General features: G+C 39.0%; 11 protein-coding genes and 1 tRNA gene. 2 read left to right on the top strand and 10 right to left on the bottom strand.

Annotated features, from left to right (window positions below):
- The first annotated feature begins 310 nt into the window (after positions 1-310).
- A complete protein-coding gene (locus EHR07_RS06180; protein ID WP_135744259.1) occupies positions 311-1,777 on the top strand; it encodes a flavin-containing monooxygenase in 1,467 nt (488 codons plus the stop codon).
- Between the two features lie 238 nt (positions 1,778-2,015).
- Here EHR07_RS06180 and EHR07_RS06175 read toward each other — a convergent pair whose 3' ends face one another.
- Both EHR07_RS06175 and EHR07_RS06170 read right to left on the bottom strand, forming a co-directional pair.
- The gene (locus EHR07_RS06175; RefSeq protein ID WP_244288918.1) at positions 2,016-2,615 is read right to left on the bottom strand and encodes a L,D-transpeptidase family protein; all 600 of its coding nucleotides are present in this window, start codon (positions 2,613-2,615) and stop codon (positions 2,016-2,018) included.
- 160 nt (positions 2,616-2,775) lie between these two features.
- Positions 2,776-2,848, bottom strand: a tRNA-Asn gene (locus tag EHR07_RS06170).
- Positions 2,849-3,068: 220 nt separating this feature from the next.
- Here EHR07_RS06170 and EHR07_RS06165 point away from each other — a divergent pair.
- Positions 3,069-6,689 carry a vitamin B12-dependent ribonucleotide reductase gene (locus EHR07_RS06165; protein WP_135744257.1) on the top strand — a complete coding sequence of 1,207 codons (3,621 nt, stop codon included), beginning with the start codon at positions 3,069-3,071 and terminating at the stop codon, positions 6,687-6,689.
- Between the two features lie 339 nt (positions 6,690-7,028).
- Here the strand turns inward: EHR07_RS06165 and gspN are convergent, their stop codons facing one another.
- Genes gspN through EHR07_RS06125 form a run of 8 tightly spaced genes read right to left on the bottom strand, consistent with a single transcriptional unit; the run spans position 7,029 to position 13,449 of the window.
- Entirely contained in the window at positions 7,029-7,991 is a 963-nt protein-coding gene (gene gspN / locus EHR07_RS06160; protein WP_135744256.1) for a type II secretion system protein GspN, read from the bottom strand.
- A gap of 1 nt (position 7,992) precedes the next feature.
- Entirely contained in the window at positions 7,993-8,517 is a 525-nt protein-coding gene (locus EHR07_RS06155) for a hypothetical protein (protein WP_135744255.1), read from the bottom strand.
- On the bottom strand, positions 8,517-10,139 hold the full coding sequence (locus EHR07_RS06150; RefSeq protein ID WP_135744254.1) for a cell division protein FtsA: 1,623 nt from the start codon (positions 10,137-10,139) through the stop codon (positions 8,517-8,519). The genes EHR07_RS06155 and EHR07_RS06150 overlap by 1 nt, the downstream gene beginning before the upstream one ends.
- Before the next feature lie 2 nt (positions 10,140-10,141).
- Entirely contained in the window at positions 10,142-11,242 is a 1,101-nt protein-coding gene (locus EHR07_RS06145; protein WP_238753985.1) for a type II secretion system minor pseudopilin, read from the bottom strand.
- Positions 11,205-11,876 carry a type II secretion system protein GspJ gene (locus EHR07_RS06140; RefSeq protein ID WP_135744253.1) on the bottom strand — a complete coding sequence of 224 codons (672 nt, stop codon included), beginning with the start codon at positions 11,874-11,876 and terminating at the stop codon, positions 11,205-11,207. The genes EHR07_RS06145 and EHR07_RS06140 overlap by 38 nt, the downstream gene beginning before the upstream one ends.
- Positions 11,876-12,403 carry a prepilin-type N-terminal cleavage/methylation domain-containing protein gene (locus EHR07_RS06135; RefSeq protein WP_135744252.1) on the bottom strand — a complete coding sequence of 176 codons (528 nt, stop codon included), beginning with the start codon at positions 12,401-12,403 and terminating at the stop codon, positions 11,876-11,878. The genes EHR07_RS06140 and EHR07_RS06135 overlap by 1 nt, the downstream gene beginning before the upstream one ends.
- Complete coding sequence (locus tag EHR07_RS06130) at positions 12,381-12,977, bottom strand: pilus assembly FimT family protein (RefSeq protein ID WP_265397362.1); 597 nt, start codon at positions 12,975-12,977, stop codon at positions 12,381-12,383. Before EHR07_RS06130 ends, EHR07_RS06135 begins: the two co-directional genes overlap by 23 nt.
- A 10-nt stretch (positions 12,978-12,987) precedes the next feature.
- Positions 12,988-13,449 (bottom strand): type II secretion system protein GspG, encoded by a 462-nt coding sequence (locus tag EHR07_RS06125; RefSeq protein WP_035983713.1) that lies wholly within the window; start codon positions 13,447-13,449, stop codon positions 12,988-12,990.
- Between the last annotated feature and the right edge of the window lie 4 nt (positions 13,450-13,453).

The raw sequence follows: 13,453 nt of genomic DNA, 5'->3' as shown, positions 1-13,453 counted from the left end.
AATCATCAAAAGAAACCTTTCCTTTTAATCTCGGTGGACTTGAGAGTCAAAGGAAAACCAGGAGAATGGCAATAAAAAAACTAACAATATTTAGGTGAAAACCCAATTGAACAAACCAGTGCCGTGTTCAATTGGAATATTTTTAGAATCACTATGATTCTAAATCAAAAATTTGTTTTTCCTTTTTTATCACACATATGTTTTTTTTATTGCAAACAAATCCCAAACCGATGTCATTCACTCTCAGTTGCGAATTTCGGAACAATGTTCTCATAAGAAAGTTCGAACAAATTACGAAATGAGGAAACAAATGACAGCACCCATCCTTAGAAATCCTTCTGTTGTGGTCATCGGTGCCGGTATGACCGGAATCCTGCTTGCGATTGAATTAGAAAAAGCAGGGATCACAGACATTACCATCTTAGAGAAAAAAAGTGATCTTGGTGGTACATGGAGAGAAAATACATATCCGGGTGTTGCCTGCGACATTCCTGCTCATATGTATACTTATAGTTTTGAACCAAATCCTGAGTGGAGTCACAGGTTTGCTCACGGAGATGAAATCCAAGCTTATTTTAAACGAGTCAGTGATAAATACAAGGTTACTCCCAAAATCCATTTTAATGAAGCAGTTTCGGAAGCATCCTATAACAAAGGTAAGTGGACCACAAAAACAAATCAGGGAAAAACTTACGTTTCCGATTTTTTAATTTCGGCTACGGGAATTTTACACCACCCTGCCCGCCCCAACATTCCAGGACTCGATACTTTCCAAGGAAAATGTTTTCACACAGCTGAGTGGGATCATTCAGTGGATCTAAATGGAAAAAGAATCGGGATCATAGGCACAGGTTCCACAGCGGCCCAAGTCATTCCCGAAATCATGAAACTGGGAAAAAAAGTTTCCGTTTTCCAAAGAACTCCGCAGTGGATTGTTCGTGTTCCTGACACCGATTACACTGAAAAAGACAAAGAACGTTGGAGAAAAGACATTAACATACTCAAACGTTTTCACAGATGGTATACTTTTGCTGTAGAACAAACTTTTTCCAAAGCGGTGATTGGTAAAAAAATTCCTCATTTGCTAATGAGTTTTCTTTGTAAAAGAAATTTAAAAAATTCTGTTAAGGATCCAGTTTTACGCGCAAAATTAACACCTAATTACCGTGTTGGATGTAAACGTGTGATCGTTAATTCAACATTCTATGATGCCATCCAAAAACCTAATGCTGATTTGGTGACGGAAGGGATCGAAAAAATTACGGAGAAAGGAGTTGTGACTAAAGATGGAAAACTCCACGAACTGGATGTTTTGATTCTTGCCACAGGATTTCATCCGTTTAATTTTATGCGACCCATGAACCTCACTGGAAAAGATGGAGTCTCTATTGATACTGTTTGGAAAAAGAAAGTCCAAGCCTATAGGTCTTTATTTATTCCACATTTCCCCAATTTTGTTCTCATGCTCGGACCAAATACTCCTATTGGGAACTTCTCTGTCATTGCGATGAGTGAAGTACAAACCAAATATATTTTGAAAATCATAAACGATTGGAGAAAAAAGAAATTTGATGAAATTGAAACCACAGAGGAAGCATTAAAAGATTTCGCAGCCTACCTCAAAGCTGGTATGAAAAATACTGTTTGGCTCGGTGGATGCCAAAGTTGGTATTTAGACCCAGATGGTGATCCTGCGATGTGGCCTTACACTTGGAGTCGTTGGGAAAAGGAAATGAAAACTCCCGACTACAAAGACTTTGCTCTGCATTCTTTCTAACTTTTTTAAAATCCTAAACAACATTTCTGCCGGTATTGAATTTCAATGCCGGTCTTTTTTTTCACTGACCAACCAACCTAAAATCGATAGTTGCAAATGATTTTAGTCTTTTCTCTTTTTTTTGCGCCTCGCCATTTGTATCCTTTCACAAAAGTTCCATTAAAAAAGCGATCCCGCTCTCCGTTCCAATCTTTGCTTTCGCAAAGGATTTCCACTACGATCGGTGGCCAAAGTTTTTTTATTCTAAAATTTTAATTACTAAACTAGGATATTTTTTACCGTCTAACTTAGACACAATGGTTTCTAAAATATCTTTAGAAACTCCCACACAACCAGATGTGGGTTTGTCCTCATTCCACGGATGTAAAAAAATCATACTTCCAAAACCGGGTACTGCAGGTTTTGTATTGTGCTCAATCACAACAAATAATTCGTAAATTTCAGAATCCCATAGTGAGACCGCACCCTTCTCTTTATGTTTTATAAGTTGGTTATAATGTTTTGAATTAGAGGAATCACTCCAATGATGGTATTTTTGAATTTTAGTGTATTCTAAATTTCGGATTTCTCTTTTATCTCTACCCAAAACCCTTTGAATCGGAAAAATATTTGCAGGAGTGTGACCATCCCCTTCTCTTTTTTTTTCTGCAGGAGTGGTTCCATTTTTACCAAGTTGCACAGGAATATTTTCAAAAACGGGTATCCATTCCCCTTCCTCTACCGTGTAAAAATGTAAATTTCCCTTCGTTTCCCCTGGACTAGCCGTGATAAATAAAATTTGTTCTGATTTCAAAAGCAGAGTATTTGTGTCTGGTAAAACCCCATCACTGGCTGACAAACCGAGGGAGGTCCAGGGAAAACCCGTAAAAACTAGAAAAAAACAGATTGATAATGAGAAATTTGGTGAAAGTTTGAGGGAAATATCTAAGATTTTCGGGAGTTTTAAAAAAAAATTTTTGGTAAGGAAGGAACTCAAAATGAGAACAACCTCGAGACCGCTCCCCCTGCTGGGCTCGAACCAGCGACCCAATGATTAACAGTCATTTGCTCTACCGACTGAGCTAAAGGGGAATCTCGAATCTGTGACCATGCTACGTAGGAAGGTCGCTAGGTCAACGAAAAAAAACTTTCAGAGCCTACAGAAATTTTGAAAAAATTCTAAGAAACGAGGGAACCTCAAGAGAAAAAATGGATGTTTCCAACCAAAGATACCTTCATTGTGACATAATCCTCTCCGCTCCTGGTAGAGGAAAAAATAGAAATTGTATATGTTGTTGTAGATGGGGTCTGCATGAAAATTGAGAGGCATTTTACCAAAGGGAATACGGGTCTTTACCCGAATTTAACTTGGGTCCGTAAGGATTCTAAAATTACGAATACGGACGGGTCAGTTGTATTTGAGGCCAACGGAGTGGAAGTTCCGGATTTTTGGTCGCAGGTGGCAACAGATATCCTCGCGCAGAAATACTTTCGAAGAAAAGGTGTTCCCAAATATTTAAAGAAGGTAGCGGAAAAAGGAATTCCTGAATGGTTACAACGTTCGGTTCCTGATGATGAAAAACTTTCCGCTCTCAATCCTGAAGACAGATTTGTGGGAGAATCAGACTCCAAACAAGTGTTCCACCGCCTTGCGGGATGTTGGACGTATTGGGGTTATAAACACGGTTATTTTACCGATGAAGATAGCGCTCGTGTTTTCTATGAAGAAGTTATTTTTATGCTCGCAAGCCAAATGGCTGCACCCAATTCCCCACAGTGGTTCAATACAGGACTCCACTGGGCGTATGGAATTGATGGAAAATCACAAGGCCACTACTATGTGGATCCAAAATCAGGAAAACTAGTAAGATCAGCCTCTTCTTACGAACACCCACAACCCCATGCCTGTTTCATCCAATCTGTGGATGATGATTTAGTCAATGAAGGCGGAATCATGGATCTTTGGGTTCGCGAAGCACGTCTTTTCAAATACGGATCAGGAACAGGAACTAACTTTTCTAACTTACGTGCTGCCAATGAATCTCTCTCTGGCGGTGGAAAAAGTTCTGGGCTCATGTCTTTCCTTAAAATTGGGGACAGAGCTGCAGGAGCCATCAAATCAGGAGGAACCACTCGTCGTGCGGCGAAGATGGTTTGTCTTGATATGGACCATCCAGACATCGAAGAGTTCATTGATTGGAAAGTACAAGAAGAGAAAAAAGTGGCATCCCTTGTTACAGGATCCATTCTCAATAACCGCCTCTTAAACGATATTATGAGCGCTTGTTCTTCCGCCAAACAAACACTTGGTGAAGAAGCGGCTTACGACCCAACTGCCAATGTAGATCTCAAAAAAGCGATCCAAAAAGCAAGAAAAGCATTTGTTCCAGACAACTATATCAAACGAGTGATTGACCTTTCCAAACAAGGTTACAAAGACTTACTCTTTGAAGAATTGACCACTGATTGGCAATCCGAAGCTTATAATACTGTTTCTGGACAAAACTCCAATAACTCCGTGCGAATCACAAATGAGTTTATGGAAGCAGTGGAAAAAGACCTCCCTTTCCACCTTTATAACAGAACGGAAAAAGAAAAAGCAAAGGCCGCAAACAGAGAAGCAAAACCTTCTAAAACTTTACGTGCGCGGGATCTTTGGGAAAGAATTGCGAATGCCGCTTGGAACTCTGCAGACCCAGGAACACAATATCATAGCACCATCAACGAATGGCATACTTGTCCAGAAGACGGTGCGATCAATGCATCGAACCCATGTTCTGAGTATATGTTCCTCGACAATACGGCATGTAACTTAGCGTCAGCAAACCTTGTTAAATTCTTAAAAGAAGATGGAAGTTTTGATGTCGCGGGATACCGTTACTTAAACAAAATTTGGACCATCATCTTAGAAGTATCTGTGCTTATGGCCCAGTTCCCTTCCAAAGAAATTGCAGAACTCTCTTACAAGTTTAGAACTTTAGGACTGGGATATGCAAACCTTGGTTCTCTTCTCATGATCATGGGTATTCCTTATGATTCACAAGAAGCGATGGCTGTGACTGGTGCGATTACTTCCATCATGCATATGACTTCTTATGCTACTTCAGCGGAGATGGCAAAAGAACTCGGACCATTTGCAGGATACGAAAAAAATAAAAACCACATGCTACGTGTGATTCGTAACCACAGACGTGCTGCTTACAATGCACCAAAAGAAGAATACGAAGGCCTAACCATCACTCCAGTGGGAATCAATCCGTCTTTTCTTCCTTCCTACTTACTCGAAGCAGCGAAAGAAGATTCCGACAGAGCCTTGGAACTTGGTGAATTGTACGGATACCGTAACGCACAAGTGACTGTGATTGCACCAACGGGAACCATTGGTCTTGTCATGGACTGTGACACCACAGGTATCGAACCAGACTTTGCTCTCGTGAAATACAAAAAATTAGCTGGTGGTGGATACTTCAAAATCATCAACCAATCCGTTCCTGCGGCTCTTAAAAAACTTGGGTATAGTCAAGCAGAACAAGATGCCATTGTGAACTACTGTAAAGGCCATGCTACTTTTAACGGAGCACCTGGTGTCAACACAGCTCGTTTGAAAGAAAAAGGTTTTACAGAAGATGTATTAGAAAAACTCGAAAAACAACTTCCATTTGTTTTTGATATCCAATTTGCGTTCAACAAATTCACGTTAGGTGAAGATTTCCTTTCCAAAACTTTAGGAATTGACCCTGCAGTTTATAACTCTATGGGTTTTAATCTTTTGGAAACTCTTGGATTTACAGCAGATGAGATTTCGCAAGCAAATGATTATGTTTGTGGAACCATGACTATTGAAAACGCACCTTTTATCAAAGAGAAGGATCTCGCAGTTTTTGATTGTGCAAACAAATGTGGAAAATACGGAAAACGTTTCTTATCTTATCAATCACATATCCGAATTATGGCTGCGGCACAACCATTCATTTCGGGTGCGATCTCCAAAACGATCAACCTTCCTGAGGAGGCAACCATCGAGGATGTGAAAAACGCATACCTCATGTCTTGGAAAGTGATGATCAAAGCAAACGCACTTTACCGTGATGGATCTAAACTTTCACAACCACTTAACTCCGTATTCCAGTTGTTAAGTGCTGTGGGTGAGGAAGAGGAAGAACTTCAAACTTCTTCTGCTCCGAAAACGGTAACGGAAGTGGCGGAAAAACTTGTTTATAAATACATTGCGGAAAGAAGAAAACTTCCTCACCGTCGTGCAGGTTATACACAAAAAGCAATGGTAGGTGGTCACAAAGTATACCTTCGCACAGGAGAATACGAAGATGGCCAACTCGGTGAAATCTTTATCGATATGCATAAAGAAGGAGCCGCTTTCCGTTCCCTTACGAATGCGTTTGCGATCGCAGTTTCTCTTGGTTTACAACATGGAGTTCCACTAGAAGAATTTGTCGAGGCATTCACTTTCTTCAAGTTTGAGCCAAACGGTATGGTTTCAGGCAACCCTCATATTAAGATGTCAACTTCTGTGATCGATTACATCTTTAGAGAACTTGCCATTACCTACCTGGGAAGATACGACTTGGCACAAGTATCTCCCGAGGATCTAAGAACCGATGAAGTAGGAAGAAAAGCAGATCCGACAAAGGATCTAGTGGGAAAGCAGGAAAGTAGCGGACTTCGCGTTCCGCTACAAGTTTCGCCCATTTCCATGAAATCTGTTTTGGAAGAAAAACCGGAAGCTGTGGCAGTCGCAGGCGGAACACCACCAACAGCTGCGCAATCGGCAGCGGCAACTCTCAAAATCATTGGAGAAGCGAGAACCAAAGGATATACAGGAGATTCCTGTACAGAATGCGGTTCCTTCCAAATGGTTCGTAACGGAGCTTGTCTGAAGTGTATCTCTTGTGGATCCACAACTGGTTGTTCGTAAAATCTAAACTCCAATCAAAATCCTAAACTCTGGTTGTTTCGATCCGAGTTTAGAGTGGGTACAAAAAGAGATCTTTGGGACAAAAACCCTTAGGTCTCTTTTTTTATCTCTTTTGCCTCTCTGCTAAATTTGAAATCTGAACGAATCCTCCGTGTAGCCCACAAGCACAGTATGCATTTTGCGAGATGAATTATCAATCAATTACAATCTAGAGAATCTAGTTAGGAAATTTTAATATTCGGAGAAAGGATGACGATAGTAATCCATTAAGAGAACAGAATCACATTCTTTCAAGAGATCCGTCCTATCATATCAATTGGAAGATACTAAGATAAAAACTTAAGGGACTGGTGCCGGTTCGATGGAAGTCTCTTCTGCCTTTGGAGCACTACCACCTAACTGATTTAAGTTGGGAAGATCCACTTTAGGAGAAGAAAAAGTTCCACGAATCGGGATACAAGTTTTTCCCCCTTCCTGCGGAAGTAAGGCCACCATTCCCACTAAGTCCTGGCGTTCCTGAGCAAATTTTTCAGTCAAAGTAAAACAAACCTTAAGATCTAATTGGGAATACGATAAAGTGTCTGAGAGACGAATCACACCTTGGAATTGAAATTTAGCTAGAGAAGATTCCAAACTGCCCCGTTCCAAAAGTAACTTTCCAGAACGAATTTTAAATACAATATTCGCCTTACGAATGTCAGTTCCTTTTAAACTTCCTAAAAAAGGAATTTCAGCAGACTCTTTGATCTTTCCACCAGAAAGTTCAATCTCCCCTTCTCCATTCCATTTCGTAATTTTATCGTCAATCGGAGAAAGACGAAGCGGGATGTCCAAAGTTTGGATACTCATAGCCCATTCACTCCCTTCAAAACTAAAATAACCAATATTGGCATCACCTTCTAATTTTGACTGAAGAAGCCCAAGTAGAGAAACACCTAAACTGATTTCCTCTGCTTTGACCGAAGTTCCCGAAGGAAAACTAGCAATAAAACTATCAAAAGACTTACGTCCGATCACAGGAAAATGAATCTCTTTGGCATCCAAAAAAATTCCAGTTTCTTTCCCCGTTTTGATGAGTATAGAACGCACTATTTCATTTAAAGGAAAAATAAATAAAGTAAATACTAGAAAAGAAACAAAGGCAATCCCCACCAAAGTTAACACTTGTTTGCGGTTTACTTTAGAATGTTCTTCGTCACCATCCTCATCAAACAAATCATCATCGTCTTCTAGAAGACTTTCTTGAATTTCATTATCTTCTTCTGTGAGGAAATCTTCTTCCAACTCTTCTTCTTTTGGCATATTATTTCCCTTTGGTCAATCGGCTATACGAAGAAACTTTTAGATTCACATCGTAAATTTCTTTTTCAGCAAATGGTTTTCGAAAACTTAGTAAGTCTACTTTTGCTTGGATTTGTTTGTTTTTTTCGATATCGTAAACAAGTTTAATTACATCTTGCAAGAGCACTGATCGAAAGGATACATCAATTGTAATTTTATTATAGTCCTTTTGGATGACATTACTTGTATCCTTCATGGTTTGGACTTTATCTTTGAGGTTGTATCGAACTAAAATTTGATCCAGTTTCGAATACATCACACTCACATCTTCTTCACTTCCGCCCGATTGTAATCCACGTAAATAATTATACTCACGAATGATGCGATCTAGTTCTGTTGCTTGGGATCTAGTTTCAAAAATTTCTTCCGTAAGACTATTTCTTAAATCAGAAAAAAGAGTAATAATAGTATAAATCCCAAGAAGTGCCACAAAGCTAACTAAACCTATGACTAAGACACGTTCTCTCTCATTCAAACGATCAAACATTATGGTTCATCCTTTGGAGTCACAACATCCATTTTGATTTTAAAGCTAACTTTGAATTTATTGACCCCGGTGATCAGTCTTTTGTTTTGAATTTGTATATTGGTAAATTTTTCAGACTTTTCGAGTGCTGATTGGATGGTACCAATTTCACCAAACTCGTTCACACGACCGTAAATTTGAATTTCCTTTTCCTCAAAGTTAAATTGATCCAAAATGAAAGGCAAAACTTCTGGAGAAGGAAACTGTTCGGTGGCTTCATTCAAAACATCCAAAACACTTTCCTGAGAAAGAAACAAACGGTAAATTTCCGTTTTTTTACGTTCGGCTTTTAACTTTTTACTGGCCTCTGCTAGCGGATCGTCGTCTTCCCCTAGTTCCCCACCAATTCCATTTTTGTACTTTTCTATTAATACTTTTTTGTTAGCAGAAATCTTACGTTTGTCTAAAATAATTCCGATGACAAACACACCTAAAAGTAAAACCAAAGAAATACTAACAAGAATTAAATGTGGCTTAAAAGCTGATAATTTAAATCTGTTGGTATGAATTCTTTTCGCAAATCCAGTTTCTAAAAAATTGACGCGGTTACGAGATTCAAAGTGAGTTCCCGTGGCAACAGCTGTTACAAAACTTGGATCGGCAATTCCTAAAAATTCATATCGCCCCGTTTTGATACCTAACTTTTCTTCCAAATAAGCAGTAAGCCCTGGGTATAAACTCGCTCCACCAGAAAGAAGAATCAAACTTGGCCTTTCCGTTTCCGGAAGAGAAAAAATACTGTTTTCTACTTCATGGATCAGTTGTTCGATTTTAGCCAATATAAACTTTCTAAGAGATTTCCATTGTACTTGTGAAATATGAAATTTGGTAAGAAATTTAGTTTCTTCACCTTTATCTACGTCATCAAAAAGAAAACCTGATGGAAGAGATTCCTTAATTTCTCTTGCATCTTCTAGTTCGATTTTTAGCGAATTAGCTATTTCTAAACTAACATCTTCTCCACCGATATAAATTTGTCGGGTGTGACGAAGTTTGCCCTCGAATAATACATTAAGAATGCTGTATCTGCCGCCCAGATCCAACTGTAATATTGTTTTATCGGCAACTAACAATGGATAGTTCTTTGTTACTAGAGAGGATAAAACAAAAGAATCAAGAGATAAACAAGATAAGGAAAGGTCACCCTTAGCAAATGGTTTCAAAGCACGGAGAAGTTCCGAATGGTGAACATTAAAAGAAATCACATCTGAGTTTTCTTTACCGACCCTCCAAGTTTTCCCAATTACCTCTAATTCTTCCATGGGGTAAGGAACCAGGTTTTCGACTTCAAAGGGCAAAACTTCCTGAATGGCTTTTTCCGAAACCAAGGGGACAGTTAGGTCACGAACAAATAGATTATGGATTCCTAAATTAAGAAGGAACCTATTTTCTTCCGGAAAAAAACTTTGAATGAAACGAATGATATTGTATTCGAAGGGGTCCCCTTCTGATTCGTCAAGTTCCACAACGGGAAGGCTTTCCGTACGAAGGATCACAACTTTCCCGAGTACTTTTTTAAAAAGTACACCCTTTAGAAACGTGGAACCATAATCGATAGCTAGGTATTGGTCAAATGATAACATAATTAATCTTCAGTATAGTATAACATTTGGTTGTTGGTTAGGTCAAAAAGCCCAGAAACCTTACGAACCACTTTATCCTTTATAATTCCAACCCCTGTAATTTTATACACTTCGCCTTTGGTTTTGATACGCCCACCAGAGACATCGGTTCCTTCTCCTGCCAGTTCCTTATACAGAGTTAGATCCCCCGTAGTTTTCACTTGGAATTCCGGTTCGGTCTCCAGATCTTTCAATTCTTTAATATAGCCTCCTTTCTGCAACTTGAGTTTCAAAATTTTCATGGCGGCTTGTTTGGTCATAAAGTCAGAAAGGGAGATAAGGACAAAATAGGGTGCCGTATTGATATTGATTCGGTCATCATAAGAATCACCCGCAGGCAAATAGGCTGTGATATTATTGGAGAGCACATAATCTTTATCGGAACGAAGGGCTCTTTCCTCCTCCGTCATAAAGTCCTTGGAGTTATTTTTATCATAATCTTTGGGCTTCAAACTCTCATAAACAATAGAACGATCAAATCCCTTTACGCTAAGAAGTTCTGAGAGGGAATAAAGGGGAGCGTTTTTGATTTTTCTAGGTGGAACAAGTCTACTGTAGAAATACTGCTCGGCACCTCCCCCCGTTTCCTGGTGGTTTTCATCAATCCAATCCAAAATCGGAAAAATCATTTCCCGCTTTAAACCAAATTGGTAAAAAAGTCTCGTGACCATCTCTATCGTTCTTTGGTTCGGTTGATCATCATAAATTTTCACTAGGGAGTTAATGTTGATTTTGCCATCTTCAGGACTCATGGTGTAATAGATCACACCACCCCCTAACGGAATCGGAGGAGGGTCCATCGCCAAACCCGATTGGTATAATACCTCTTCCGGGATTTTTTTTAAGGCGCCCACGGCTCCCATAAACCCTGCTTTGGCAAGCATATGTGCCTTAAATCCATCTGCCTGCGAACGAGCCACTCGGTATTCCGTCGCAGCATCTTCAAAGAATTTTGAGGCAGTAAATAAAGAAGCGGTACCTATGGCCATCACAAGCAGATAGACCATAAATCCCTTTTTTATTTTTTTATTTGAAGAGAATGACTGGATGCGCAAGCGATTCATATTTAACAAAGGCATTCCCCACTAGTGATATAATTTCAAATCGAATGAGCCTTGGAATTTTTTTTGCGGTCCTAGAATTCCAATCGTCTACCCATTTATCTCCACGTTCCGAAAATTTCATCTGAAAACTTTTTACATTTTCAAGTAACACATGTTCCACGCCACCTTGCGTAGGAAAGGTGTCGATCATTTCGTCTTCCCTGCGAATTAAATAAGACAAACCTTCCATTTTTGGATTAGGCATTTTACGCAAATAAAAAGAAACTTCCCTGACAGAAGCTTGTCCTTCTTCTTCCGAATTAGGATTCGATGTAGCGAACACAACTCGATCATTCCTTGATCCAGTCACACCGTCTTGTTTCCCTACAAATAAAATTCGCTTTTGGTTATCGATAAAATAAGTACGGGCAAGAGTTCCTCTTATGTTCTCCATAGCGTATAAAATGTCCTTTCTATTGGCACCTTTATTGGAAGCACCTTTTTTGGAGATTTTATTGGCCGTATAAAAAACAGAAAAAATTCCCGTGAAAATCACTGCCATAATCATCACGACTATGGAGATTTCTACCAAGGTAAACCCTTTGCGGAATTTTGATTTCCCCTGATCGACAATGTTGAAACACAAAGCTGTCATTAGTATTTTGTACTCCTGAATGTTTCCACACTATAGGTTTCTTTTTTATTCCCATCCATATAAAAGATAGAAACCTTAACTCTAAATACTTTAAGAACTCCCCCGGTCTCAAAACTTTTTTTCTGACCTCTTTTTTTCATAAGATCACTGAATCCAACGTCTTTATCACCTAACATATCCTTAGGTGCTTTTTTTCGAAGTTCATCGGCATTAGGTCCGCCAGCAAGTTTGAGAAGATCCATTTCTTCTTCTTTAATTTCAGTTTCGAAGGTATATCCAGGAAAGGCATCAATTGAGCCGCGAGTTGTATCCGTTTGCATAGTGGTGGAGGAATCCACTTGTGCCATTTTTATTTTGGCAAGGTGTACTGCATTCGCCAGCAAAACTGCTTTTTTCTGATAAGAGATTCCTTCCGCAATCAAAGAATAGGTATAAGTCATCACCATCGCAGCCATAGCCATAGCGATTGTAACTTCAAAGAGAGTGAATCCTCGTGAATTTAGTTTACTTCGACTGAGGTTTTGCATTGGAATCTACTTGTTCATCACGTTCATCGAGGCCATAAGAAACTTTTTGAATGGGAGTTGTTTCTGGTTCTGGAAAATATTCTGTTTTATGGATTTTGAATTTTCCACCATACCGGTAAATTTGAATGGTTCTTTTAATTTCTGTATCAGATCCGACATATAAAAATAAATCGGTCGTGGTACCTTGCGGGGTAAAAACAATATGTAATTTTCCTTCCGACCTAGGTTTTCCATTTAAATCCCGCACTTTCACAATTTTGGAATAAAATGGGAGTGTGGATTTTTTTAAAATTGGTTCTTCTTCCAGACCACCTTCTTCTCTCTTTAAAAGAAAAAATTGGTATTCCCTTTTCTCAAAATCGTATTTGAAAAGAACTGCTTGGTTTGTTAACTGAGCTTTGTTGTATCCGAATTTAAAAGATTCCTGTAATTTAACAGCAATGTCTTCTGTTGATGGAATGATTAGGTTACGAAGAGATCCTCCGACAATCACCATAATCAGACCAAGGATGGAAATTACCACGGCAATCTCAATCAGAGTGAGACCGTCGCGTAATTTCCGTTTGGTTTTCACAACCGAAATTTTATCGGAAGGCTGCCGGGTAATCATCCGGTGAAAGGATATTAAAATCTTTATTTTTTCCTTCTCCACCTTCTTTTTTATCTTCACCTAATGTAAGAATTTGAGGGACGGCTCCTTCAAACTTTAATACGTAAGGAGTTTTCCACGGGTCCTTTAAAACTGCTTTTTCACGAACAATAGGTTCGTAATCATCGCCAATTTTATCATCATCCGGTTTTTCAATTAAAGCTTGTAAACCTTGTTCTTCGGATGGATATTTATCATACACTTCTAAATATCTTTCCAATGCAGTTTTTAGAACCGCACTATCATTTTTCAGCTTCAATTTTTTTTCGCCTTCACCCCTGTTTCCAATACTGGAGTAAAGAATTGCCATAAGTGATCCTAAAATGAGCATTACCACGGTAATCTCAATTAGAGTTAATCCCTCACGAATCTTTCTGTGTTTCCCTTTAGTTTTCATAAAC

This window comes from Leptospira bandrabouensis, from assembly GCF_004770905.1.
GTDB lineage: Bacteria > Spirochaetota > Leptospiria > Leptospirales > Leptospiraceae > Leptospira_A > Leptospira_A bandrabouensis.
The sequence above is the reverse complement of the archived record's forward strand: the minus strand, read 5'-3'. Positions and strand labels throughout refer to the sequence as shown.